At 70.1% G+C, this 23,607-nt stretch carries 22 protein-coding genes; 17 read left to right on the top strand and 5 right to left on the bottom strand.

Annotated elements, in window-relative coordinates:
* The first annotated feature begins 140 nt into the window (after window positions 1-140).
* From rimO to FXO19_RS04095, 3 genes are all read left to right on the top strand, one after another.
* Window positions 141-1,496, top strand: coding sequence for a 30S ribosomal protein S12 methylthiotransferase RimO (gene rimO / locus FXO19_RS04105; RefSeq protein ID WP_149193750.1), 1,356 nt, complete (start codon window positions 141-143; stop codon window positions 1,494-1,496).
* Complete coding sequence (locus FXO19_RS04100; RefSeq protein ID WP_149193749.1) at window positions 1,493-1,936, top strand: hypothetical protein; 444 nt, start codon at window positions 1,493-1,495, stop codon at window positions 1,934-1,936. Before rimO ends, FXO19_RS04100 begins: the two co-directional genes overlap by 4 nt.
* Window positions 1,937-2,307: 371 nt before the next feature.
* Window positions 2,308-2,838, top strand: coding sequence for a type 1 glutamine amidotransferase domain-containing protein (locus FXO19_RS04095; RefSeq protein WP_149193748.1), 531 nt, complete (start codon window positions 2,308-2,310; stop codon window positions 2,836-2,838).
* Here the strand turns inward: FXO19_RS04095 and greB are convergent.
* From greB to FXO19_RS04080, 3 genes are read right to left on the bottom strand one after another with little or no spacing between them, the layout of a single operon-like run.
* Window positions 2,835-3,350: a transcription elongation factor GreB gene (gene greB / locus FXO19_RS04090; RefSeq protein WP_149193747.1), complete on the bottom strand. Its 516-nt coding sequence runs from the start codon at window positions 3,348-3,350 to the stop codon at window positions 2,835-2,837. The genes FXO19_RS04095 and greB overlap by 4 nt on opposite strands.
* 22 nt (window positions 3,351-3,372) lie before the next feature.
* A complete protein-coding gene (locus tag FXO19_RS04085) occupies window positions 3,373-3,846 on the bottom strand; it encodes a copper resistance protein NlpE (RefSeq protein ID WP_149193746.1) in 474 nt (157 codons plus the stop codon).
* Between the two features lie 50 nt (window positions 3,847-3,896).
* Window positions 3,897-5,417, bottom strand: coding sequence for a helicase HerA-like domain-containing protein (locus FXO19_RS04080; protein ID WP_149193745.1), 1,521 nt, complete (start codon window positions 5,415-5,417; stop codon window positions 3,897-3,899).
* A 333-nt stretch (window positions 5,418-5,750) separates the two neighbouring features.
* Here FXO19_RS04080 and FXO19_RS04075 point away from each other — a divergent pair, with 333 nt between their 5' ends.
* On the top strand, window positions 5,751-7,286 hold the full coding sequence (locus FXO19_RS04075) for a transglycosylase SLT domain-containing protein (protein ID WP_149193744.1): 1,536 nt from the start codon (window positions 5,751-5,753) through the stop codon (window positions 7,284-7,286).
* Between the two features lie 154 nt (window positions 7,287-7,440).
* Here FXO19_RS04075 and asd read toward each other — a convergent pair whose 3' ends face one another.
* Together asd and FXO19_RS04065 are read right to left on the bottom strand one after the other, a co-directional pair.
* Entirely contained in the window at window positions 7,441-8,301 is an 861-nt protein-coding gene (gene asd, locus FXO19_RS04070) for an archaetidylserine decarboxylase (RefSeq protein ID WP_149193743.1), read from the bottom strand.
* Between the two features lie 357 nt (window positions 8,302-8,658).
* A complete protein-coding gene (locus FXO19_RS04065; RefSeq protein WP_149193842.1) occupies window positions 8,659-9,306 on the bottom strand; it encodes an SCO family protein in 648 nt (215 codons plus the stop codon).
* 122 nt (window positions 9,307-9,428) lie between these two features.
* On the opposite strand from FXO19_RS04065, the gene prmB reads away from it, so the two are divergent.
* The 13 genes from prmB (at window position 9,429) to FXO19_RS04000 (ending at window position 23,515) form a co-directional block, all read left to right on the top strand.
* Entirely contained in the window at window positions 9,429-10,394 is a 966-nt protein-coding gene (gene prmB, locus FXO19_RS04060) for a 50S ribosomal protein L3 N(5)-glutamine methyltransferase (protein ID WP_149193742.1), read from the top strand.
* A gap of 175 nt (window positions 10,395-10,569) precedes the next feature.
* Window positions 10,570-11,694, top strand: a complete 1,125-nt coding sequence (aroC, locus tag FXO19_RS04055) for a chorismate synthase (protein WP_149193741.1) — start codon at window positions 10,570-10,572, stop codon at window positions 11,692-11,694.
* On the top strand, window positions 11,687-12,688 hold the full coding sequence (locus FXO19_RS04050) for a 2-hydroxyacid dehydrogenase (protein WP_149193740.1): 1,002 nt from the start codon (window positions 11,687-11,689) through the stop codon (window positions 12,686-12,688). The genes aroC and FXO19_RS04050 overlap by 8 nt, the downstream gene beginning before the upstream one ends.
* Before the next feature lie 197 nt (window positions 12,689-12,885).
* Window positions 12,886-13,920, top strand: coding sequence for an aspartate-semialdehyde dehydrogenase (locus FXO19_RS04045; protein WP_149193739.1), 1,035 nt, complete (start codon window positions 12,886-12,888; stop codon window positions 13,918-13,920).
* An 84-nt stretch (window positions 13,921-14,004) separates the two neighbouring features.
* Window positions 14,005-15,888: a type IV pilus assembly protein FimV gene (locus FXO19_RS04040; RefSeq protein WP_149193738.1), complete on the top strand. Its 1,884-nt coding sequence runs from the start codon at window positions 14,005-14,007 to the stop codon at window positions 15,886-15,888.
* A 197-nt stretch (window positions 15,889-16,085) separates the two neighbouring features.
* Complete coding sequence (truA, locus tag FXO19_RS04035) at window positions 16,086-16,868, top strand: tRNA pseudouridine(38-40) synthase TruA (RefSeq protein WP_149193737.1); 783 nt, start codon at window positions 16,086-16,088, stop codon at window positions 16,866-16,868.
* Between the two features lie 76 nt (window positions 16,869-16,944).
* Window positions 16,945-17,619 (top strand): phosphoribosylanthranilate isomerase, encoded by a 675-nt coding sequence (locus tag FXO19_RS04030; RefSeq protein ID WP_149193736.1) that lies wholly within the window; start codon window positions 16,945-16,947, stop codon window positions 17,617-17,619.
* Window positions 17,612-18,826, top strand: a complete 1,215-nt coding sequence (trpB, locus tag FXO19_RS04025; protein WP_149193735.1) for a tryptophan synthase subunit beta — start codon at window positions 17,612-17,614, stop codon at window positions 18,824-18,826. The genes FXO19_RS04030 and trpB overlap by 8 nt, the downstream gene beginning before the upstream one ends.
* A 2-nt stretch (window positions 18,827-18,828) precedes the next feature.
* Window positions 18,829-19,065, top strand: coding sequence for a hypothetical protein (locus FXO19_RS04020; RefSeq protein ID WP_149193734.1), 237 nt, complete (start codon window positions 18,829-18,831; stop codon window positions 19,063-19,065).
* Window positions 19,062-19,892 carry a tryptophan synthase subunit alpha gene (gene trpA, locus FXO19_RS04015; protein WP_149193733.1) on the top strand — a complete coding sequence of 277 codons (831 nt, stop codon included), beginning with the start codon at window positions 19,062-19,064 and terminating at the stop codon, window positions 19,890-19,892. The genes FXO19_RS04020 and trpA overlap by 4 nt, the downstream gene beginning before the upstream one ends.
* A gap of 287 nt (window positions 19,893-20,179) precedes the next feature.
* Complete coding sequence (gene accD, locus FXO19_RS04010; RefSeq protein WP_149193841.1) at window positions 20,180-21,070, top strand: acetyl-CoA carboxylase, carboxyltransferase subunit beta; 891 nt, start codon at window positions 20,180-20,182, stop codon at window positions 21,068-21,070.
* A gap of 81 nt (window positions 21,071-21,151) precedes the next feature.
* Window positions 21,152-22,543: a phosphoglucosamine mutase gene (glmM, locus tag FXO19_RS04005; protein WP_149193732.1), complete on the top strand. Its 1,392-nt coding sequence runs from the start codon at window positions 21,152-21,154 to the stop codon at window positions 22,541-22,543.
* An 18-nt stretch (window positions 22,544-22,561) separates the two neighbouring features.
* Window positions 22,562-23,515, top strand: coding sequence for an isopenicillin N synthase family dioxygenase (locus FXO19_RS04000; protein ID WP_149193731.1), 954 nt, complete (start codon window positions 22,562-22,564; stop codon window positions 23,513-23,515).
* The last annotated feature ends 92 nt before the right edge of the window (window positions 23,516-23,607 follow it).

The following is a 23,607-nucleotide window of genomic DNA, read 5'->3' as shown; positions in this document are numbered from 1 at the left end:
ACGCCGGAGCGGTCCACTATTGCGGCGGGTCCGGGCGCATTCAGTGCGTGGAGATGTACGCTCGATGAGCGAAACGGCCCGGATCCGGGCCGTTTCTGCGCGAACGCTATAATCGCCGCCCGCTTCACTCCGGTCCGCACATGTCCGCCGTTCCCCACAAGCCCACCAGCCCCCGGGTCGGCTTCGTCAGCCTCGGCTGCCCGAAGGCGCTGGTCGATTCCGAGCGCATCCTGACCCAGCTGAAGGTGGAGGGCTACGAGATCGTGCCCAGCTACGACGCCGCCGACGTGGTGGTGGTCAATACCTGCGGTTTCATCGACGCGGCGGTGGACGAGTCGCTGGAGGCGATCGGCGAGGCGATGGCCGAGAACGGCAAGGTCATCGTCACTGGCTGCCTGGGCAAGCGCGAGGAGGTGATCCGCCAGGCGCATCCGGGCGTGCTGTCGATCAGCGGTCCGCAGGACTACGCCAGCGTGATGCGCGCGGTGCACACCGCGGTGCCGCAGGCGCACGACCCGTTCGTCGACCTGGTGCCGCGGCGCGCGGCCGACGACATCGGCATCAAGCTGACGCCGAAGCACTACGCCTACCTGAAGATCTCCGAGGGCTGCAATCACCGCTGCAGCTTCTGCATCATTCCGTCGATGCGCGGCGACCTGGTCTCGCGCCCGGTCGACGAGGTGTTGCGCGAGGCCGAACGCCTGGTGCGCGGCGGCGTGCGCGAGTTGCTGGTGATCTCGCAGGACACCTCGGCCTACGGCGTCGACCTGCGCTATGCCGAGCGCGACTGGCGCGGCGGCCGCTACCAGACGCGGATGCAGGCGCTGTGCGAGGGGCTCGCCGAGCTGGGCGTCTGGACGCGGTTGCACTACGTCTACCCGTATCCGCACGTCGACCGGATCATCCCGCTGATGGCCGAAGGCAAGTTGCTGCCGTACCTGGACATCCCGTTCCAGCACGCCAGCCCGCGGATCCTGAAACTGATGAAGCGGCCCGGGGCGGTGGAGCGCACGCTCGAGCGCATCCGCGGCTGGCGCGCGATCTGTCCGGAACTCACGATCCGCTCGACCTTCATCGTCGGATTCCCCGGCGAGACCGACGCCGAATTCGAGGAACTGCTGGACTTCCTGGACGAGGCGCAGCTCGACCGCGTCGGCGCGTTCGCCTATTCCCCGGTGGAAGGCGCCGCGGCGAACGCGCTGCCCGATCCGGTCGACGAGGACGTGAAGCAGGTGCGGCTGGCGCGCTTCATGGAGCGCCAGGCACGGATCTCGGCCGAGCGCCTGGAGGCGAAGGTCGGCAGCGTGCAGCGCTGCCTGGTCGACACGATCGACGGCGAACTGGCGATCGCGCGCTCGCAGGCGGACGCGCCGGAGATCGATGGCCTGGTGCAGATCCAGGACGGCGCCGCGCACGGCCTGCGCGCCGGCGACTTCGCCGAGGTGCGGATCATGGGTAGCGACGAGCACGACCTGTACGGCGAGGTGGCGGCGTGATGCGACGTGCGGTGGCGTGCCTGCTGCCGGCGGCGCTGCTGTGCGCGGGCGTGGCTGCAGCACAGGATCCCGATGGCCTGAGCGGGAACTATCGTCCGGTTGGAGAGGACGTGGTGTCCGGCGATGGCGACCATCGCGCCGGATTGCGCGTGACCCGGGAGGGCGACGGCTGGCGAGCCTGGTTCGCCGGCCAGCCCAAGCGCCTGGACGTGGCCAGTCCCGACCAGATGGCGGGCCTGTTCCCCGGCGTGGGCGAGAGCCGCGGTTTGCGGTGCGGGTGGTCGGAAGAGTTCGTGCTGTGCCGGGTGGCGCCGGGGACGTTTTTCCCTCGTCAGGGGTTTCGCATCGACAGCGGTTATTTCTCGGTGATCGCCGGCGGCGGGCTGTACGAACTGGAGCGGGTGGACGCGGCATCCGATTCGGACGCGCGCGAGCGCTAGGGCATATCGACGTTCGTTTTCCGTGCCGGTTGTCCTCGTTTGTAGGAGGGGCTTCGGCCCCGACCCCGGGAAACGAGCGGGATGCGGAAAAGCCCCCGGGCATGCAGTCTTCCGACCGACGCCGCACCGCTTGTCGCCTTGCCGTGATCTTCGGCGGGTCGGGGCTGTAGCCCCTCCTGCAGGAGATAGGTGGAGTGGACGTCGATACGGCCTGGCTCCGTTTGCGTCGCCGGCATCGCCACCTGCATGAGCGGCGGCAGTCGCGACTCCGCGAGCGGGGACCGCCGACCGACGTCAAGGTCCCGTGATTCACGACCCCGCCACCGGGCGCGCCCTAGCCTGCGGGCTTCCACCGCAGCAGGAGTCCCGCCATGCCCGCCGACAGCAAGCGCATCGCCGTCCTCGCCACCAACGGTTTCGAGCAGTCGGAGCTGATGGAGCCACGCGCCAAGCTCAAGGAAGCCGGATTCACGGTGGACGTGATCGCGCCGCAAGCCGGCGAGATCCGCGGCTGGAAGGAGAAGGACTGGGGCGACACGGTCCCGGTCGATCTGGCGCTGTCGCAGGCCAGGCCCGAAGACTATGACGCGCTGGTGCTGCCGGGCGGGGTGATCAACCCGGACAACCTGCGGCGCGAGCCGAAGGCGGTCGATTTCGTCCGCGCCTTCGACCAGGCCGGCAAACCGCTGGCCGCGATCTGCCACGGCCCCTGGATGCTGGCCGAAGCCGGCGCGGCGAAGGGGCGGGAGGTCACGTCCTGGCCATCGCTGCGCACCGATCTGGAGAACGCCGGTGCACGCTGGAAAGATGCGGAGGTCGTCACCGACGGCCATGTCATCACCAGCCGCAAGCCCGATGACATTCCCGCCTTCACCCAGGCGGTGATCGACGCGGTGTCCTAAGCCTCCGGCCGCGGCGGATATTCGATCGCGACGACCGCCATGTGTTCCGTGCCGGCCGGCAGCGCCACTTCGAACTCGTCGCCGACGCGCTTGTTCAGCATTGCCCGGGCCAGCGGCGAATCGATGCTGATCCAGCCCTTGCGGGCGTCGGTCTCGTCGGGGCCGACGATCCGGTAGCGGTGACATTGCCCATTCGCCGCGTCCTCCACCTCGACCCAGGCGCCGAAGAACACCGCATCGGGATCGGAAGGTACGTCGTCAACGATCCGCAGCGATTCCAGCCGCTTCGACAGGTAGCGCACGCGGCGGTCGATCTCGCCCAGCTGCTTCTTGCGGTAGGTGTACTCGGCGTTCTCGGAACGGTCGCCCTCCGCGGCCGCCGCGGCCAGTGCGCGCACCACTTCGGGCCGCCGGACCCGCCACAGGTCGTCCAGCTCGGCCTTCAGGCGCGCGTGCCCCTCGCGTGTGATCAGCGCGGTGCTTTTCTCGGGTGGCGGGCGCCAGCGGCTCAGGGGGCAACCGGAATTCGTAAGGTCAGGGTTCGCGCGTGAGACTGTAGTTGAGGCTGCTCTCGATCGGGTTGCCTTCCATGTCGAGCTGGGTCAGCTCGTCGCCGGACGTGATCGCATAGAGCCTGTCGGCGCTGGCCTTGTCTTCGGGATCGAAGCGCAGGCGGGTGCCGGCCTCCTCCACGGTCCAGGTGCCGGCTGCGGGCTCGGCCTCGCCACCGCGTTCCTGGTAGACCTCGGTCAGGGCGGCGCTGCCGTCGCCGCGCAACGCCAGGGTGGTGTCGATGCCGGGGCAGTCGGCGCAGGGCAGGGTGCCCGTGAACGTTCCTGCCAACGCCGCGGGATCGCTGGAAGCGGGAGCATCGGTCCTGGCGGCTTCGGGTGCAGGTGCATCGATGGCCGCAGCCTCGGTTGCCGGTGCGGTTGCCGCTTCAGGCTTGCACCCAAGCAGGGCGACGACCAGCAGGACGGGTAGCAGCGCTTTCAGCGACGTAGGCATCGTGCTCGCTCCTTGTAGGCAGGATTGCAGTGGGCAACCTGCCTGAAAGTCTAGCGCGACTTTCCGCCGAAGATGCCGCCCAGCACCCCGCGCAGGATCTGCCGCCCGATCTGGCTGCCGACCGTGCGCGCGGCCTGCTTGCCCATGGTCTCGATCATGCCCTGGCGACGGCCGGTGCCGAACATCGCGTCCTTCATCGTCTGCCCGATGCCGCGTTCGCCATTGCCGGCCGTATCCTTGGCCTTCGGCGCCTGCGCCTGTTCGCTCATCGCCTCGGCGCGCTGCGCCAGCCGTTCGGCGGCCGATTCGCGATTCACGGTGGTGTCGTACTTCGGGCCGAGCGCGCTGCCGGCACGGACCTGGGCGCGCTCGGCGTCGGTGATCGCGCCCATGCGACAGCGCGGCGGCGCGATCAGCGTGCGTTCGACCGGCATCGGCACGCCCTTGCCGGACGGCGTGTCCTGCAGCATGGAGACCAGCGCCTCGCCGGTTCCGAGCTGGGAGATCGTCTGTGCCACGTCCAGGGCCGGGTTGGCGACGAAGGTCTGCGCCGCGGTCTTGACCGCCTTCTGGTCGCGCGGGGTGAAGGCGCGCAGCGCATGCTGCACGCGGTTGCCGAGCTGGCCGAGGATCTCGTCGGGCACGTCGTCCGGGAACTGCGAGCAGAAATACACGCCCACGCCCTTGGAGCGGATGATCCGCACCACCTGTTCGATGCGCTGGCGCAGCGCCGCCGGCACGTCCTTGAACAGCAGGTGGGCCTCGTCGAACACGAACACCAGCTTCGGCTTCACCAGGTCGCCCACTTCCGGCAGCGCCTCGAACAGTTCCGACAGCAGCCACAGCAGGAAGCTCGAATACAGCCGCGGCTTGAGGATCAGCTGGTCGGCGGCGAGGATGCCGATCACGCCGCGACCGTCCGGCGTGGTGCGCATCAGGTCGGCGAGCTCCAGCGCCGGTTCGCCGAAGAACTGCGCGCCGCCCTCCTGCTCCAGCCGCAGCAGCGCACGCTGGATCGCGCCGATCGACTGCGCGCTGACCAGGCCGTATTCGGTCGAGACCGCCTTGCGCTCCTCGGCCACCAGGGCGAGCAGGGCGCGCAGGTCGTCGAGGTCGAGCAGCAGCAGGCCGCGGTCGTCGGCGAGCTTGAAGGTGATGTCGAGCACGCCGCCCTGGGTGTCGTTGAGCTCGAGGATCCGCGAGAGCAGGGTCGGGCCCATTTCGCTGACGGTGGTGCGCACCGGATGCCCGAGCTTGCCGTACAGGTCCCAGAAGATCGTCGGACTGCCTTCGCTGCGGTAGTCGGCGATGCCGATGGTCTCGATCCGCTTGCGCACGCCTTCGCTGTCGGCGCCGGGGACGGCGAGGCCGGCGACGTCGCCCTTCACGTCGGCCAGGAACACTGGCACCCCGATGCGCGAAAAACCCTCCGCCAGCGTCATCAGCGAGACCGTCTTGCCGGTACCGGTGGCGCCGGCCACCAGGCCGTGGCGGTTGCCGTACTTCGGCAGCAGATGAACGTTGCCGCTGTCGGGCGTGGTGACCGACTTGCCGACGAGAATGGGGTCCATGGCGCATCCGAGCGGAAAGGGTGCCCGGATTCTATGCGATCCCGGTGGCGGGCCGCGCCGGGCGATCACCCCCGGGAGCCGCGGTCTAGCCGGCTTGTGGAGCAGGTGGAAGCGGTGCCGCCTTTGGTGTGGGAGCGCCCGTATGGGGCTGTCTGTGTGGGAGCGACGGAAGTCGCGACACGGCGGCCAGACACCAGCGAACGATCAGCAGGCCCTGCCTGCCAACCATCTGGTCGCGACGCCCATCGCTGCCACGGTCTGCGCGCCTGTCGGGATTTGCCAGCGCCGCCGGGCGACCGCTAACCTGCCGTTCCATTCTTCGCCTGCGATCACATGCCCGCTGCCCGCCGTGCCTTTCTCCGCCTGGTCCCGACCACGGCCGCCTTGCTGATCGTCCTGCACCTGCCCGACGCCGCTGCGCAATCCCGCAACGAGCGCGCGGCCGGGGCGCTGCAGCAGCGCATGGACCAGGCCGAGGCGCGCTACCGCGAGGCGATGGTGCGGGTGCGCAACAACGAGCCGGAGGCGGTGCAGGCCGGCGATGCGGCGCTGGAGGACATGGAAGACGTGGTGGTCGAATGCGGCGAGCTGCGCGGCTGCGACCCGGCCGGCTTCGTCACCACGTTCAAACGCCTGCTCAAGGCCGACGCCGACGCCGCCGCGGCGGTCGAGGAAGAGGAGGAGATCGATCCCTTCGATACCGATCCGGACGGGATGGCCGCCGGTGCCGCCGGCGACGTGCCCGAGGCCGCGCGCGCCGCGGCGCTGCTCAGCGACGGCCGCCGCTTCGTCGAGATGGTGCAGTACAACCCCGCGGTGCAGGAAGCCATCCGCCGCTGGCTGACCGACATGCGCCATTCGCTGATCGTCAGCCACGAGAACTACCAGTACATGCGCGACCTGATGTGGCCGCACTACGAGCGTTCGGCCCTGCCGGAGGCGCTGCTGTTCGGCATCCTGGCCAAGGAATCGACCGGGCGCGTGCACTCGACCTCGCGCGCCGGCGCTGCCGGCCCGATGCAGTTCATGTACGCCACCGGCCGTCGTTTCGGCCTCGGGCCGGACGCCACCGGTTTCGACACCCGCTACGATCCCTACGCCTCGGCGCAGGCCAGCGCGGCTTATCTCAACGAGCGCATGGCCGAGCTCAACCGCAACATCGAACTGGCGCTGGCCGCCTACAACGGCGGCGAGGGCCGGGCGCTGCGGATCCACAACGCCAGCGGCGGGCGCAGCTTCTGGGATGAGTCGGTCTACAGCCAGTTCCCACCGGAGACGCGCGACTACGTGCCGATGGTGATCGCCGCCGCCTGGCTGTTCCTGCACCCGAAGAAGTACGGCCTGGAGTTTCCCAAGGTCGACGCGCGACCCGCCACGCTGACGCTGCAGAAGCCGGCGTCCATCTACGAATTGACCATCTGCCTGGGCAGCAGTGGCAGCCGCTACGGCTATATGCGGATGCTGCGCAACCTCAATCCCCGCTACCAGGCGGAAGACTGGATTCCGGCCGGGACCGAGCTCCGGGCCACGACCCGCGTGGTCGGCCTGTACAACCGCTGGTGCACCCGCGGCGCCCGCGCCGAACTGGCCCACGAGCTGGTACGCAGCGATCCGGGCGGTGCAGTCGTGGGCTCTTCGGTGCCGGTGCAGTCCGTGCCCGCGACCGCCGCCGCCGTGGTCGCTCCGGTCGCATCGTCCGCCGCGCCATCGCCGCGCGAGCACCGGGTCGCCCGCGGCGATACCCTGGGCCGGATCGCCGAACGCTACGGCTGCAATCTGCGTGCGCTGGCCAACGCCAATAACCTCAAGGCGCCGACCTACGCGCTGCGACAGGGGCAGCGCCTGAACTTGCAAGGGTGTGGCAGGTGACCGACCTGCCGTAGGAGCGCGCCATGCGCGCGATACCGCGGGTGGGTCCGGCGCCCGCGAATTTCGGTGATCGTCGCGGCGCGCCTGCCGGTCCGGAATCGCGGCATCCACCGGATCCTGCCGGCACCCGCGGTATCGCGCGCACGGCGCGCTCCTACGGAATCGTGCGGGTCGCCAGGCGTTGGCCCAGCAGGACCGGTGACTCGGGCGCCAGGTCCGGGGACAGCTCCGCCACGCCCGGCGGCAACAGCACGATCACCGTGGAGCCGTAGTTGAAGCGCGCCATCTCGGCGAAGCGCTCGATCACGATGCCCCTGCCGCGATAATCCTTGCGGGTGACGCGATCGCCGTAGCGCGGGATTTCCTCGCCGCTCCACACCGTCTCCACACCGGAAACCAGCAGCGCGCCGACCATCGCCACCGCCATCGGTCCGAAGTCGGTGTCGAAGTGGCACACCAGGCGCTCATTGCGGGCGAACAGGCGCGGCACCTCGCGCACCGCGGCCGGGCCGACGCTGAACAGCCGTCCGGGCATGTGCACGGTCTCGCGCAGGGTGCCGGTCCAGGGCATGTGCACGCGGTGGTAGTCCTTCGGCGACAGGTAGACGGTGGCGAACACGCCACCGTCGAACGGCTCGGCATCGTCCGCGGCACCGAGCAGTTCGGCCGCCGTGAACGAGCGCCCCTTGGCCTGGAAGATGCGTCCGCGCTCATCCGGGTGGCCGATCGTCCCGCATTGGCTGACGCGTCCGTCGGCGGGCATGAGCAGCGCCCGCGGGTCGGGATCGGCGATGCGCGCGCCGGGCCGCAGCGCCCGGGTGAAGAAGGCGTTGAAGCTGGCGTAGGCGCGCGGATCCGGTTCGGCGGCTTCGTCGAGGTCGACGCCGAAACGGCGCACCACCGTATCGATCAGCCATTGCTTGAGCCGCGGGTGGCGCGAATAGGCCAGCCGGCGCGCCAGTGACGACAGCAGGCGGTGCGGCAGGACGTAGGTGAGGGAGGTGACGGCGTGCATGGGCGATGTAGTGAGCGCTTTTTTTATCTCCCTCTCCCCGCTTGCGGGGGAGAGGGAGGGGGTGAGGGGGAAGCCGGAGCCGGCAAAAGGTGCTGTCGCCAGCAAGGATACGAGTGCGGGATCGCTGCCCCGGAACTCGATCTCTTCGGGTTGATGCTGCAGCTCCGGCCGATCCGCTGATCGTAATCCCTGCAGGCGTTCTGCCTCTTTAGCACAATCCTGAGTGGAGAATTCTTTTCCCCCGCTTACGGAGGAAGTGCCAGAACGGACGAGGGGGTGCCGAGGGCAAAAAAGCGCCTCATCCGGCGCTTCGCCATCTTCTCCCGTCGGAGAGAAGGGACGGCGTCGACGGAGTCGTCAATCGTTGCGGTGCGCCGCGGTCAGCGTGCGCAGGTCGGCGGCGATCGCGGCCGGATCCAGCGGCGGCTGGATCACGCCGGCCATGCGGCCTTGCGGGTCGAGCACTGCCATCGCCGCGGAATGGTCGATGGTGTAGCCGTCATCCGGCGCGCCGGGCGGCGGCGGTGCCTTCATGAACACCAGCGACAGCGAACGGGCGAACTCTTCCAGCGCCGGGACGTCGGCGGTGGCGGCCAGGGTGTCGCGGTGGAAGGCGGCGGCATACTCGCCGACGCGGTCGGGTGTGTCGCGCTCGGGATCGACGGAGACGAACAATACCCGTGGCCGCACGCTGTCGGGAATGTCCTCCCACTGCTTCTGCGCCCGCGACAGTTCGGCGAGCGTCATCGGACAGACGTCCGGGCAGAAGGTGAAACCGATGAACACGATGGTCCAGTGGCCGTGCAGTTCGCCCGGCACCAGCTGCGTGCCGTCGGACTGCTGCAGCGCGAACGCCGGCAGTGCACGTGGCTGCGGGAACAGCGTGACCGCCTGCGTCTCCGGCAAGGCAGGAACGGTTTCGGAGGTCAGCCGCTGCGCGGCCAGCAGGCCGAGGCCGCCGGCGAGGGCGACGACCAGAACGATGAGCGTGGCGCGGTTGAACATCTCAGGTTCCACTTGAAGTTCGACCATGATACCCGCGTGGCCGATATACTTCCCGGACGGGCTGCCCGGGCAGCCGCTCCCCTACACGACAATTCCCCGGCCGCCACGGGCCCGCGCGCGCCATGACCGACGAACTGCAGACGATCATCGACCTGATCCGCTACGGCGCCAGCCGTTTCAACGCGGCCGCGCTGACGTTCGGCCACAGCTACGATAATGCGCTCGACGAAGCCACCCAGCTGACCCTGCACGCCCTGCACCTGCCGCACGACCTGCCGCCGGCGTACGGGCAGTCGCGGGTGACGCTGGCGGAGAAGGAGGAGGTGCTGGGCTTGTTCCTGCGCCGGATCGAGGAGCGCGTGCCGGCCGCCTACCTCACCGGCGAAGCCTGGTTCGCGGGGCTCAGTTTCAAGTCCGATCGCCGCGCGCTGGTGCCGCGTTCGCCGATTGCCGAGCTGATCGAGGGCGGTTTCGAGCCGTGGCTCGGCGGCCGCGAGGTGCGGCGCGCGCTCGATCTGTGCACCGGCTCGGGCTGCATTGCCATCGCCATGGCGCACTACAACCCGGACTGGCACGTCGACGGCACCGACCTGAGCGACGACGCGCTGGCACTGGCGGCCGAGAACGAGGCGCGGCTGCAGGCGCACAACGTGCGTTTCCTGAAGTCCGACCTGTTCTCCGCGCTGCAGGGCGAGCACTACGACCTGATCGTCAGCAATCCGCCTTACGTCACCAACGACGAGACCGATGCGCTGCCGCCGGAGTATTCGTACGAACCGGAGATGGGCCTGCGCGCCGGCGACGACGGCCTCGACCTGGTGCTGACGATCCTGCGCGACGCGCCGCTGCACCTGCACGAGCACGGATTGCTGATCTGCGAGGTGGGCGAGTCCGAGCGCGCGCTGACCGCGCTGCTGCCGGACCTGCCGCTGGTGTGGGTGGAGTTCAAGGTCGGGCAGATGGGCGTGTTCGTGGTCGAGTGCCACGACCTGATGAAGCACAACGCCCGCATCGCCGAACTGGTCGCCGCCCGCAAAGGCGCGGCCCCGGCGACGCCGGCCGCCGCCGGCGCAGGAAGCCTGTTTTGAGCCCGTCTCCCATCAGCCGCCCGCCTTCCCCCCCTTTGCAAAAGGGGGGCAGGGGGGATTTGCTGTTGCTCTCCGCTCTCGCCGGACAAAAGCAAATCCCCTCAGCCCCCCTTTTTCAAAGGGGGGAGGATTCCTGGTGCAGTCCCGAACGGACGGAGACCCGGGGGCGCCGCCCTTGAACACCTTCGGACAGCTGTTCCGCGTCACCACCTTCGGCGAATCGCACGGTCCGGCGATCGGCTGCGTGATCGACGGCTGCCCGCCCGGAATCGCGATCGCCGCGGAGGATTTCTCCGCAGACCTGGCGCGACGCGCCACCGGCCGCACCCGCCACACCTCGGCGCGGCACGAGAGCGACACCGTGGAGATCCTGTCGGGCGTGTACCAGGGCAGCACCACCGGCACGCCCGTCGCGCTGCTGGTCAGGAACACCGACGCCCGGAGCAAGGACTACGACCGCATCGCGCGGCAGTTCCGTCCCGGCCACGCCGACTACACCTATTGGCAGAAGTACGGCGTCCGCGATCCGCGCGGCGGCGGGCGCTCGTCGGCGCGCGAGACCACGATGCGCGTGGCCGCGGCGGTCATCGCCAAGCGCTGGCTGCGCGAGCGTCACGGCGTCGTCGTGCGCGGGCATCTGGCGCAGATCGGTGGGATCGTCCCGTCCGCGCACGACTGGTCGGCGGTCGAGGACAACCCGTTCTTCTGGCCGGACGCGGCGCAGGTGCCGGAACTGGAAACCTACATGGACGCGCTGCGCAAGTCCGGCGATTCGGTCGGCGCGCGGGTCAACGTGGTCGCCGATGGCGTGCCGCCCGGCTGGGGCGAGCCGGTCTACGGCAAGCTCGACGCAGAACTGGCCGCGGCGATGATGTCGATCAACGCGGTCAAGGGCGTGGAGATCGGCGACGGCTTCGCCAGCGTCGCCCAGCGCGGCACCGTGCACCGCGACGAGATGAGCGCCGACGGGTTCCTGTCGAACCATGCCGGCGGCATCCTGGGCGGGATTTCCACCGGGCAGCGGATCGTCGCCTCGGTCGCATTCAAGCCGACCTCGAGCCTGCGCCTGCCCGGGCGCGGGCTCGACATCGACGGCGACGCGGTGGACGTCGTGACCACCGGCCGCCACGACCCCTGCGTCGGCATCCGCGCCACGCCGATCTGCGAGGCGATGCTGGCCTTGGTGCTGATGGACCAGGCGCTGCGCCATCGCGCGCAGTGCGGCGACGTCGGCGAGGTGGCGCCGCGGATCCCGGCCGGCGTCCAGACAGAATCGCCCGGGGGCGCCGGCGATGGCTGAGCCGCGTCTGCGGGTGTGGCTGGCGCGCCCGCTGTTCGAGGACGTCACCGCGCGCCTGGACGCGCATTTCGACGTGATGCGCACGTCGGTCGAGGATCGCTACCCGCCCGCCGCGGTCGCGGAGCACCTGCGCGAAGTCGACGGTGCGCTGGTGACCTTGAGCGAACAGATCGGCGCGGAGGAAATCGCCGCCGCCGCGCGGCTGCGCGCGATTGCCAACGTCGCCGTCGGCTACGACAACCTCGACCTGCCCGCGCTCACCGCCGCCGGGGTGCTGGTCACCAACACGCCCGACGTGCTGACCGAGACCACCGCCGACTTCGGCTTCGCGCTGCTGATGGCCACCGCGCGCCGCATCACCGAGGCCGAACGCTGGCTGCGCGAGGGCCACTGGGACCGGTGGTCGTTCGACCGCATGCTCGGTGCCGACCTGCACGGCAGCACCCTCGGCATCCTCGGCATGGGCCGGATCGGGCAGGGCATCGCCCGTCGCGCCGCCGGCTTCGGCATGCGCGTGCTGTACCACAATCGCAAGCGGCTGCCGGTGGAGACCGAGAACGACTGCAGCAGGGCGCGGTACGTCGGCTTCAACGAGCTGCTGTCGCAGGTCGACCACCTGATGCTGGTGCTGCCGTACACGGCGCAAACGCACCACGTCATCGACGCCGCCGCGCTGGCGAAGATGAAGCCGACCGCGACCCTGGTGAACCTCGCCCGCGGCGGCATCGTCGACGAGCCGGCGCTCGCCGACGCGCTCGCGCACGGCCGCCTGGCGGCGGCCGGGCTCGACGTCTACGAGGGCGAGCCCGCGGTACGGCCGGAACTGCTGGCGTTGCGCAACGTGGTACTCACCCCGCACATCGCCAGCGCCAGCCCCGCCACGCGACGGGCGATGGTGGCGCTCGCGGTCGACAACCTGATCGCCGCGCTCGGATGCGGCCCGGACGCCGGCAGGCCATCGGCGCCGGTGAATGCGGAGCTGCTGAAACGGTAGGGAGTCCCGCATGATGTGCGGACTCCCGGAATCCAGCTGCGGCGCCGTGTCCCTGTAGGAGCGCGCCATGCGCGCGATGCCGACGCGGCTGCAGACGGCGGGAATCGCCGCCACGGCAACCGGAGCCACCCACGGCTTCGCGGCCATGGGCTGCTCCTACGAAACATTCATCCCATGAATCATCGAGAACCATATCCATGAACAATCCCCCCAGACGTTTCAAGGTCGCGGTCGTCGGCGCCACCGGCGCGGTCGGCGAGACCATGCTGTCGATCCTGGCTGAACGGAAGTTCCCGGTCGGCGAACTGGTCGCGCTGGCCAGCGAACGCTCGGCCGGCGGCACCGTCGAATACCGCGGCGACGACATCCTCGTGCAGGACCTGGCCACGTTCGATCCGACGGGCGTCGAAATCGCACTGTTCTCGGCCGGTGGCAGCGTGTCGAAGGAATACGCGCCGAAGTTCGCCGCCGCGGGCGCCGTGGTCATCGACAACAGTTCCGCGTTCCGCTACGACGACGACGTGCCGCTGGTGGTCAGCGAGGTGAACCCGGAGGCGGCGAAGGCGCGGCCGCGCGGGATCATCGCCAATCCCAACTGCTCGACCATGCAGATGCTGGTGGCGCTGGCGCCGATCCACCGCAAGGTGGGGATCGAACGCATCAACGTCGCCACCTACCAGTCCGTCTCCGGCGCCGGCCGCGCGGCGATGGAGGAACTGGGGCGCCAGACCGGCGCCATGCTGAACTTCCAGGACGCCGATCCGCAGCTGTTTCCGGTGCAGATCGCCTTCAACCTGATCCCGCAGATCGACGAGTTCATGGACAACGGCTTCACCAGGGAGGAAATGAAGCTGGTCTGGGAGACCCGCAAGATCCTCGGCGACGACAGCATCCAGGTGAACCCGACCGCGGTGCGCGTGCCGGTGTTCTACGGCCATTCCGAGGCGGTGCACATCGAGACCAAAACCAAGCTCACGGCGGTCGATGCCCGTGCGCTGCTGGCCTCGGCGCCGGGCGTGGAGGTGGTCGACGAGCGCCGTGCCGGCGGCTACCCGACGCCGGTGACGCACGCGTCCGGCAAGGATGCGGTCTACGTCGGCCGCATCCGCGAGGATCTCTCGCACCCGCGCGGACTGAACCTGTGGATCGTCTCCGACAACATCCGCAAGGGCGCGGCCCTGAACGCGGTACAGATCGCCGAGCTGGTGGCGGCGGCGGCGGACGCGGAGTAGGCGGGCGTCACGGCGTTCCCGGCCGCGTCCATTGCGAATCGACGGTCCGGCCGGCTAGAGTCGTAGCCCGAAGAGGGGAGATGCATGCTGTCGAAGTGGCGAATCGCGTGGGTGCTGGCACTGGTGCTGTTGGCCGGTCCGGCGTTCGCGCTCGGGCTCGGCCAGATCCAGGTGCGTTCGCAGTACGGCGAGCCGTTCCTGGCCGAGATCCCGATCATCTCCAGTGATCCGGCGGAACTGCGGCAGCTGCAGGCGCGCCTGGCGTCGCCCGAGACCTTCGCCAGGATCGGGCTGGAACCGCCGCAAGGCGTGGTTTCGGACCTGCAGTTCACGGTCGCGCTCGACGCCGGCGGCCGTCCCGTGGTTCGCGTCACCAGCGCCGGGCCGGTCGAGCAGGCGCTGCTGACCTTCCTGGTCGAGGTCGACTGGGGGCAGGGGCGATTGGTGCGCGAATACTCGGCCCTGGTCGATACGCCCGAGACCATGGCCGCGCCCGCGCAGCCGCCGGTGCGCGCCCCGGAAGCGGCGCCCGCGGGCACGATCGTGCGGCCGCCGCAGCCGGACGCCACCGCGATCGCCGAGGTGCCGTCGGATGCCGCCGCGGCCACCGAAGCGGCCGCCGAGCCCGAAACGGCGGTCGACGATGCGGTCGCGCCTACGCCGGCACCGCGGCCCCCGGCACCGGCCCCCGCCGCCACCGCAATGTCGGTCCCCGGTGAGTACGGCCCGGTGCAGGCCGGGGATACCCTGAGCCAGATCGTGCAGCGGATCGCCCCGGACGACGACGTCAGCCTGAACCAGATGATGCTGGCGCTGCTGCGCGCCAATCCCGAGGCGTTCATCGCCGGCAACGTCAACCTGGTCCGGCAGGGCGCGGTCCTGCGGATTCCGCCGCGCGACGAGCTCACCCGCGTCTCGGCCGCCGAGGCGACGGCCGAGGTGCGCGCACAGGTGGCGCGCTGGCGCGAGCTGTCGGCGCCGACACCGCAGCCGGAGACCGCCGTCGCGGCTGCCTCGGACAGCGCGGGCGATGCGCGGGCGACGGAAAGCGGCGGGGCGGCACGCACCGCCGAGGCGCGCCTGGAGATCGCGCCGCCATCCTCCGGTGGCGGCCAGCAGGCGGGAACAACGTCCGGCATCACCGCCGGCGGCGAGGGCGAGATGCTTCGACAGGACATGCAGGAAACCCGGGAAACACTGGCCGCGCGCGACGCCGAGGTCGAGGAGCTGAAAACGCGGATCGCCGAGCTCGAGCAGCTGCAGCAGCAACAGCAGCAGCTGATCACGCTCAAGGACAGCGAACTGGCCGCCGCGCAGCAGCGCCTGGCCGAATCCAACCGGCAACCGGCGACGTCCACGGCCCAGACCGGCGAGACGCCGGCCGCGGCCGGCGTTCCCGCGGCCGAGACCGGCGGCGGGACCTGGCTGTGGCTCGGACTCGGCGTCGCGTTGCTGCTGGCCGCACTGTTGGCGTGGTTCTGGTCGCGGCGCGAAAAGCCCGTGCCCGCGCGCAGCTTCCGCGCCGGCGCGCCGGCGGCGGTGTCGAGCGCCGGCGCGCGAGCGGGAGCGAAACCACGCAAGACCGGCAAGCAAGCCGCCGCCACGGCGCCGACCTGGCATGGCGGCGACGCCGGAGCACCGGAATCGCCACCGGCGGTGCCGCCCGCCGCGCCCGCGCCGGAACCGCGCTTCGACTACGGCCCCGTGCCGACCGCCGGAACTCGAGACATGACCGACGCATCCGGCGTGCCTGCCGAGCGCCTGGAGCCGGCAGGGCAGCTGGATCCGGACGCGACCGCAGCGTCGGTGACGGAGCTCGAGGCGGGGCAGGAGCGCATCGAACTCGCCCGCGCCTACGTCGAACTCGGCGATGTCGACACTGCCCGCAGCCTGTTGCAGGAAGTCGTCGCCAGCGGCAGCGACGGCGAACGCGGCGAAGCGGAGCAGCTGCTGCGCGAGATCGGCTGAAGCCGCTGCTCTTCGGGCGTCCCCGACCAAAGCACTCGGGGGCAGGCTCTCGCTCCGCGCCCGGCCCATGCGCGTCGCGCATGGGGCGTTCGCTCGTGTCGGGCCGCCGGCCCGCAAGCGGGAGAAGGGATCTCGCCAACGCTTGCGCCGAAACCGCTCTAACATTTCCCGCCTCTTCCCACGCTTCGGACTCCGCAATGCGCTACGCCCTGGGCGTCGAATACGACGGCGGCGACTTCTCCGGCTGGCAGCGCCTGAGCCAGCCGGGTACGGTCGGGCCGGCGACCGTGCAGGCCGCGCTCGAGCGTGCGCTGTCGGAGGTCGCCGATGCGCCGGTCGCCACCGTCTGCGCCGGACGCACCGACGCCGGTGTCCACGCGCGCTGCCAGGTGGTGCACTTCGACAGCCAGGCACGCCGCGAGCCGCGTGGCTGGATGCTGGGCGCGACCTCGCGGTTGCCGCCGGCGGTGGCGGTGCGCTGGTGCGTGCCGGTCGGCGACGACTTCCACGCCCGCTTCTCGGCGCGCGCGCGGCGCTATCGCTACCGCATCGTCAACCGTCCGGTGCGTGCGGCGCTCGAGCGCCAGTACCTGGCCTGGTGCCGGCAGCCGCTGGACGCACAGGCGATGCATCGCGCCGCGCAGGCGCTGGTGGGCGAGCACGACTTCTCCAGCTTCCGCACCGTGCACTGCCAGGCGCCGCACGCGCGCCGCGAGCTGCAGCGAATTGCGGTCGAGCGCATCGGCGAAGAACTCGCGGTGGAGCTGCAGGCCAACGCCTTCCTGCACCACATGGTTCGCAACATCGTCGGCTCGCTGCTCGAGGTTGGGGCGGGCGAGCGCCCCGGCGCATGGATCGCCGAACTGCTGGCGGCGCGCGACCGCACCCTGGCCGGGGCGACCGCGCCGGCGACGGGGCTGCTGTTCCTGGGCCCGCTGTATCCGCCTGAATGCGGTCTTCCGGAAGAGGTGACACTATGAGCGGCGCATGGATGCATGCGCACGCACGCGCGGAAAAAGCTACGCTGTCCCGCTATCCATCCGCCACCTGCCGTCGATGAACCGCATCCTGTTTCGCACCCGCATCAAGTTCTGCGGCATGACCCGTGCCGGCGACGTGCGCCTGGCCGGCGAACTCGGCGTCGACGCGGTCGGCTTCATCTTCGCCGCCGGCAGTCCGCGCCGGGTGGAGCCGGAGGAAGCGCGTGCCATGCGCAATGCGCTCGCGCCGCTGGTCAACGCGGTCGCGGTGTTCCGCAACAACGACGGCAATTCGGTTCGCGAAGTCGCGCGCCAGGTGCGTCCCTCGCTGCTGCAGTTCCACGGCGAGGAGGACGACGCCTTCTGTCGCAGTTTCGGGACGCCCTACCTCAAGGCGGTGCCGATGGGCGGAGCCATGGCGCTCGATGCGACCGGACTCCGGCTCAAGTTCCCGGGCGCGTCCGGGTTCCTGTTCGACAGTCACGGCGGCGACGCCGAGCCCGGCAGCGGCAGCACCTTCGACTGGAAGCGGATCCCGCCGGGCCTGGACTTGCCGTTCTTTCTCGCCGGCGGCCTCGAACCGGGCAACGTGTTCGAAGCCGCGCTGGGAACGCTGCCCTGGGGCGTGGATACCTGCAGCGGCATCGAAAGCGCGCCGGGCATCAAGGACGGCGAGCGCATGCGCCGCTTCGTGCAGGAGGTCCGCCGCGCCGACTGCGCCGACCTGTCGGAAAGGAATTCCGATGACTGAGCACACCATCGACTATCACGCCTGGCCCGACGCCGGCGGGCATTTCGGTCGCTTCGGCGGACGTTTCGTCGCCGAGACCCTGATCGGGCCGCTGCAGGAGCTGGCCGCCGCCTATGATGCGGCGCGCGTCGATCCGGCGTTCGTCGCGGCGTTCGAGCGCGACCTGGCGCACTATGTCGGCCGCCCCAGCCCGATCTACCACGCCGAGCGCCTGAGTGAGGAGGCCGGCGGCGCGCGCATCCTGCTCAAGCGCGAAGACCTGAACCACACCGGTGCGCACAAGATCAACAACACCATCGGCCAGGCGTTGCTCGCCAGCCGCATGGGCAAGACGCGGATCATCGCCGAGACCGGCGCCGGCCAGCACGGCGTCGCCAGCGCCACCGTGGCCGCGCGGCTGGGGCTCGAGTGCGTGGTGTACATGGGCGCCACCGATATCGAGCGGCAGAAGATCAACGTCTACCGGATGAAGCTGCTCGGCGCGGAAGTGGTGCCGGTCACCTCCGGTTCGGCGACGCTGAAGGACGCGTTGAACGAAGCGATGCGCGACTGGGTGACCCATGTGCGCGACACGTTCTACATCATCGGCACCGTGGCCGGGCCGGATCCGTATCCGCGCATGGTGCGCGACTTCAACGCCGTGGTCGGTCGCGAGGCGCGCGCGCAGATGCTGGCCGAATACGGCTGCCTGCCCGACGCGGTCACCGCCTGCGTCGGCGGTGGCAGCAACGCCATTGGCCTGTTCCATGCCTTCCTCAACGATGCCGATGTACGCGTCGTCGGCGCGGAGGCGGCCGGCGAGGGCATCGCCAGCGGCCGCCATGCCGCGTCGCTGGCCGCCGGCCGTACCGGGGTGCTGCACGGCAACCGCACCTACGTGCTCTGCGACGACGATGGCCAGATCACCGAGACGCACTCCGTGTCCGCCGGGCTGGACTATCCGGGCGTGGGGCCCGAGCACGCGTTTCTGAAGGACAGTGGCCGTGCCGAGTACGTCGGCATCAGCGACGACGAGGCGCTGTCCGCGTTCCACCTGCTGGCGAAGACCGAGGGCATCCTTGCCGCGCTCGAGTCCAGCCATGCAATCGCGCAGGCGATCAAGCTCGCCCGCGAGCTGCCGAAGGACGCGCTGGTGTTGTGCAACCTGTCCGGCCGCGGCGACAAGGACGTGCATACCATCGCCGCGCGCGAAGGCGTGGAGGTCTGAGGATGGCGATGCGGCGCGCGACGCTGGCGGCGGAACCCGACGACCAGATCATCCTCGATGCCTGGCTGGATCGCTGGGAAACGCGGCTCGTCCATCTTTCCGACAATCTGGGCTGCGGCTGCTGCATCGACATGTTCGACGTGGAAGCGCCGGACGAGGCGCTGGCGGAACTGCCGGAGCGCCTGTTCGCGAGCGGCGAGCGGACCGTGCCCGGCGGCTCCCGGACAGGAACGACATGAATCGAATCGATCGACGTTTCGCGCTGCTGGCGGCACAGCGCCGCAAGGCCCTGATTCCGTTCGTCACCGCCGGCGATCCCTCGCTGGAGGCGACCGTGCCGGTGATGCATGCGCTGGTCCGGGCCGGCGCCGACGTGATCGAACTCGGCGTGCCGTTCTCCGACCCGATGGCCGATGGCCCGACCATCCAGCGCAGCTCCGAACGTGCCCTCGCTCGAGGTGCGGGCATGTCGTTCGTGCTCGAGGCGGTGAGGATGTTTCGCGAGCGCGACGCGGACATCCCGGTGGTGCTGATGGGGTATCTCAACCCGATCGAGATCCGTGGCGCGGAGCGGTTCGCCGGGGAGGCGGCCGCGGCCGGCGTCGACGGTGTGCTGCTGGTCGACTTGCCGCCGGAGGAGGCCGGCGAGTTCCGCGACGCGTTCGCCGCGTATGGGATCGCCCTGATCCTGCTGGCCTCGCCCACGACCGATGAACACCGCCTGCAACGGCTATGCGCCGATGCCAGCGGATACCTGTACTACGTCAGCTTCGCCGGCGTGACCGGGGCTTCGGAGCGGCTCGATACCGCCGCCGCCGGCGAACGCCTGCGCGGAATCCGTGCGCGGACCGAGGTGCCGGTGGTTGCCGGCTTCGGCATCCGCGACGCCGCCGGCGCCGCGGCCATGGCCGTGGATGCGGACGGCGTGGTGGTGGGCAGCGCCCTGGTGGCATCGCTGGCGGATGCTCCCGACGCAGCCGAAGCCGCGTCCCGCGCCGCGGCATTCCTGGCGCCGCTGCGCGCCGCGCTCGACCGCCCGCACGCCAATACGGGCACTGCAGGCTAGCGAGGCTTTCGAGCTCCGGCCCGAGCCTCTCCTCTGCGGCTCCGGATCGGCGTGAAGGCTCGGTCGGGTGCCCACGGTCAAGCGATGCAGGCGCAAGCCTCCGGTTTTTGTGGGAGCGACGGAAGTCGCGACGGCTGCCACCGACAGAGCGTCGCGACTTCCGTCGCTCCCAGTGCGGGCAGCGGGCGTGCCGGGCCGGCCCGCGCTAGACTTGCCCGCAACACGCGCCGGCGCGCCGCCCCAGGTCCGCATACGGCGGCCGTTCCGGACAAGAGAAGGTGACCGAATTGAGCTGGCTGAAGAAACTGATGCCCGCGAGCATCCGCACCGAGAGTGGTGCACCGCGCAAGCGCAGCGTGCCCGAGGGGCTGTGGGAGAAGTGCGAGCGCTGCGGCGCGATCCTGTACCGGCCGGAGCTGGAGGAGAACCTGGAGGTCTGCCCCAAGTGCAGCTTCCATCGACCGATCCGCGCCCGTGCGCGGCTGCGCGGCTTCCTGGACCGCGACAGCGGCGAGGAGATCGCCGCCGAACTCGGCCCGACCGACGTGCTGCGCTTCAAGGACCAGAAGAAATACGCCGATCGCATCAAGGCCGCGCAGAAGGTGACCGGTGAACGCGATGCCCTGGTGGCGATGCAAGGCGCGCTCAAGGGCAGGCCGATCGTCGCCTGCGCGTTCGACTTCGCCTTCATGGGCGGCTCGATGGGCTCGGTGGTCGGCGAGCGCTTCGCCCGCGGCGCCGAGCGCGCGCTGGAGCTGGGCAGCCCGTTCGTGTGCTTCTCCGCCAGCGGCGGCGCGCGCATGCAGGAAAGCCTGTTCTCGCTGCTGCAGATGGCCAAGACCTCGGCCGCGCTCGGCCGGCTGCGCGCCGCCGGGCTGCCGTACGTCTCGGTGATGACGCACCCCACGACCGGCGGCGTCTCGGCTTCGTTCGCGATGCTCGGCGACATCAACCTGGCCGAGCCGGAAGCGCTGATCGGCTTCGCCGGCCCGCGGGTGATCGAGCAAACCGTGCGCGAAACCCTGCCGGAGGGCTTCCAGCGCAGCGAATTTCTGCTCGAACACGGTGCCATCGACCAGATCTGCGACCGCCGCGAACTGCGCGAACGCATCGCCCGCCTGCTGGCGCTGATGATGCGCCAGCCGCGGCCGGAGGAAGACGTGGAGGTGGTGGCGTGAGGCCGTGATTGGTGATTGGTGATTCGTGATTCGAAAAGCCAGCCTCCAGCAGCCTATGCGCCACCTTCCGGAACAGTACGCATGACCAATCACCAATCACCAATCACCAATGACGGTAGCGCCGCAACGCGGCGCTACTTCGGCACCGACGGCATCCGCGGCCGCGTCGGCGTGGCGCCGATCTCGGCCGACTTCGTGCTGCGCCTGGGCAATGCCTATGGTCACGTGCTGCGCGGCGACGATGCGGCCTGGCGCAAGCCTTTCGTGGTGATCGGCAAGGACACCCGCATTTCCAACTACATGTTCGAGGCGGCGCTGGAAGCCGGGCTGGTCGCGGCCGGCGTCGACGTCGAGCTGATGGGGCCGATGCCGACCCCGGCGGTGGCGCACCTGACCCGCTCGCTGCGCGCCGACGGCGGCATCGTCATCTCCGCCTCGCACAATCCGCACCACGACAACGGCATCAAGTTCTTCTCCGCCGGCGGCGAGAAGCTCGACGACGCCACCGAGGCGGCGATCGAAGCGGCGCTCGAGCAGCCGCTCCGGACCGTGCCGTCGGACAAGCTCGGCAAGGCGGTGCGCACCCGCGACGCCGTCGGCCGCTACCTGGAGGCCTGCAAGGGCTCGCTGCCGCGCGGCTTCGATCTCGGCGGCATGCGCATCGCCATGGACTGCGCCAATGGCGCTACCTACCAGATCGGTCCGCTGGTGCTGCGCGAACTGGGCGCGCGCGTCGACGCGATCGGCATCGAGCCCAACGGCGTGAACATCAACGACGGGGTCGGCTCCACCCACCCGCAGGCCCTGGCCGAACAGGTGCGGGCGACCGGCGCCAAGCTCGGCATCGCCTTCGACGGCGACGGCGACCGGGTGCTGTTCGTGGCCGACGACGGTCGCATCGCCGACGGCGACGACCTGCTGTACGTGCTGGCGAGCGACTGGCAAGCCAGCGGGCGCCTGCGCGGCCCGGTGGTCGGTACGCTGATGACCAACTACGGTTTCGAGCAGGCGATGGCCGCGCGCGGGATCGGCTTCATTCGCGCCAAGGTCGGCGATCGCTACGTGCACCAGGCGCTGCTGCAGCACGGCGGCATGCTCGGCGGCGAGACCTCGGGTCACCTGCTGTGCCTGGACCGCGCCAGCACCGGCGACGGCATCGTCAGCGCACTGCAGGTGCTGGAAGTGCTCAAGCGCCGCGGGATCTCCCTGCAGCAGGCGCTGGAAGGCCTGCGCAAGCTGCCGCAGCGGACTGCGAACGTGCGCTACGGCGACGGCGCCCGGCCGGCCGAGGCGCCCGCGGTGCAGGCCGCACTGGCGCGGGCGCAGGCCGCGGTGGAGGGCAGGGGGCGTGCCTTCCTGCGCCCGTCCGGCACCGAGCCGGTGGTGCGGGTGACGGTGGAAGCCGACGATGCCGCGCTGATGCAGCAGACCCTGGATGGCCTGGCCGACGCGGTGCGCGCGGCGGCGGGCTGATCGATTACGGAGAGATTCATGGCTTCGCGCATTCCCACCCTGGACATCCGCCGTTTCAGCGAACCCACCAGCAGCCGTGACCGCGACGCCTTCGTCGCCGAACTCGGTGCCGCCTACCGCGAATGGGGCTTCGCCGGCATCGGCGGCCACGGCATCCCACAGTCGGACATCGACGCGGCCTACCGCATCTTCGTCGAATTCTTCGCCCTGCCTGACGACGTCAAGATGCGCTACCACGTGCCGGGCAGCGGCGGCGCGCGCGGCTATACCCCGTTCGGCGTGGAAACGGCCAAGGGCGCCCAGCACTTCGACCTCAAGGAGTTCTGGCACATCGGCCGCGAGATCCCCGACGATTCGAAGTACCGCGAGGTGATGCCGCCGAACCTGTGGCCGACCGAGGTCGAAGGGTTCCGCGAGCACGGCTACGGCCTGTACCAGGCGCTCGACCGGCTCGGCGCGCGCGTGCTGGCGGCACTGGCGCTGCACATCGGCCTGCCGGAGGACTGGTTCGCCGACAAGACCGACTTCGGCAACTCGATCCTGCGCCCGATCCACTATCCGCCGATCACCACCGACGACATCCCCAACGAGCGTGCCGGCGCGCACGAGGACATCAACCTGATCACCCTGCTGGTGGGCGCCAGCGCGGCCGGCCTGGAAGTGAAGTCGCGCAAGGGCGAGTGGGTGCCGTTCACCGCCGAGGAGGACGTCATCGTGGTCAACATCGGCGACATGCTGCAGCGCCTGACCAACCACGTGTATCCCTCCACCACCCATCGCGTGGTCAATCCGCGGGGTGAGGAGGCGCGCAAGCCGCGTTATTCCACGCCTTTCTTCCTGCATCCGAATCCGGACTTCGTGATCGACGTGCTGCCGGCGACGGTGACCGCGGACAACCCGAGCCGCTACCCCGAGCCGATCACCGCGCAGGGCTACCTGGAAGAACGCCTGCGGGAGATCAAACTGAAGTAGGAGCGCCCCATGGGCGCGATATCGCGGGTGCCGGCAGGACCGGCGGATGCCGCGATTCTGGACCGGCAAACGCGCCGGTCACCGGGACTTGC

Origin of the sequence: Luteimonas suaedae (assembly GCF_008312895.1) — a bacterium.
Classification (GTDB): domain Bacteria; phylum Pseudomonadota; class Gammaproteobacteria; order Xanthomonadales; family Xanthomonadaceae; genus Luteimonas; species Luteimonas suaedae.
Note: the sequence above shows the minus strand (reverse complement) of the source record. Positions and strands in the feature narration are given on the sequence as shown.

What these genes read in the sequence shown, in the direction of transcription:
- FXO19_RS04050 (WP_149193740.1), top strand. Translation starts at nt 11,687, where the DNA reads ATGGCTGAGCCGCGTCTGCGGGTGTGGCTGGCGCGCCCGCTGTTCGAG.
- FXO19_RS04085 (WP_149193746.1), bottom strand. Translation starts at nt 3,846, where the DNA reads ATGCCTACGTCGCTGAAAGCGCTGCTACCCGTCCTGCTGGTCGTCGCC.
- FXO19_RS04095 (WP_149193748.1), top strand. Translation starts at nt 2,308, where the DNA reads ATGCCCGCCGACAGCAAGCGCATCGCCGTCCTCGCCACCAACGGTTTC.
- FXO19_RS04080 (WP_149193745.1), bottom strand. Translation starts at nt 5,417, where the DNA reads ATGGACCCCATTCTCGTCGGCAAGTCGGTCACCACGCCCGACAGCGGC.
- truA (WP_149193737.1), top strand. Translation starts at nt 16,086, where the DNA reads ATGCGCTACGCCCTGGGCGTCGAATACGACGGCGGCGACTTCTCCGGC.
- trpB (WP_149193735.1), top strand. Translation starts at nt 17,612, where the DNA reads ATGACTGAGCACACCATCGACTATCACGCCTGGCCCGACGCCGGCGGG.
- FXO19_RS04045 (WP_149193739.1), top strand. Translation starts at nt 12,886, where the DNA reads ATGAACAATCCCCCCAGACGTTTCAAGGTCGCGGTCGTCGGCGCCACC.
- FXO19_RS04075 (WP_149193744.1), top strand. Translation starts at nt 5,751, where the DNA reads ATGCCCGCTGCCCGCCGTGCCTTTCTCCGCCTGGTCCCGACCACGGCC.
- glmM (WP_149193732.1), top strand. Translation starts at nt 21,152, where the DNA reads ATGACCAATCACCAATCACCAATCACCAATGACGGTAGCGCCGCAACG.
- FXO19_RS04040 (WP_149193738.1), top strand. Translation starts at nt 14,005, where the DNA reads ATGCTGTCGAAGTGGCGAATCGCGTGGGTGCTGGCACTGGTGCTGTTG.
- FXO19_RS04065 (WP_149193842.1), bottom strand. Translation starts at nt 9,306, where the DNA reads ATGTTCAACCGCGCCACGCTCATCGTTCTGGTCGTCGCCCTCGCCGGC.
- rimO (WP_149193750.1), top strand. Translation starts at nt 141, where the DNA reads ATGTCCGCCGTTCCCCACAAGCCCACCAGCCCCCGGGTCGGCTTCGTC.
- trpA (WP_149193733.1), top strand. Translation starts at nt 19,062, where the DNA reads ATGAATCGAATCGATCGACGTTTCGCGCTGCTGGCGGCACAGCGCCGC.
- FXO19_RS04030 (WP_149193736.1), top strand. Translation starts at nt 16,945, where the DNA reads ATGAACCGCATCCTGTTTCGCACCCGCATCAAGTTCTGCGGCATGACC.
- prmB (WP_149193742.1), top strand. Translation starts at nt 9,429, where the DNA reads ATGACCGACGAACTGCAGACGATCATCGACCTGATCCGCTACGGCGCC.
- FXO19_RS04020 (WP_149193734.1), top strand. Translation starts at nt 18,829, where the DNA reads ATGGCGATGCGGCGCGCGACGCTGGCGGCGGAACCCGACGACCAGATC.
- asd (WP_149193743.1), bottom strand. Translation starts at nt 8,301, where the DNA reads ATGCACGCCGTCACCTCCCTCACCTACGTCCTGCCGCACCGCCTGCTG.
- FXO19_RS04000 (WP_149193731.1), top strand. Translation starts at nt 22,562, where the DNA reads ATGGCTTCGCGCATTCCCACCCTGGACATCCGCCGTTTCAGCGAACCC.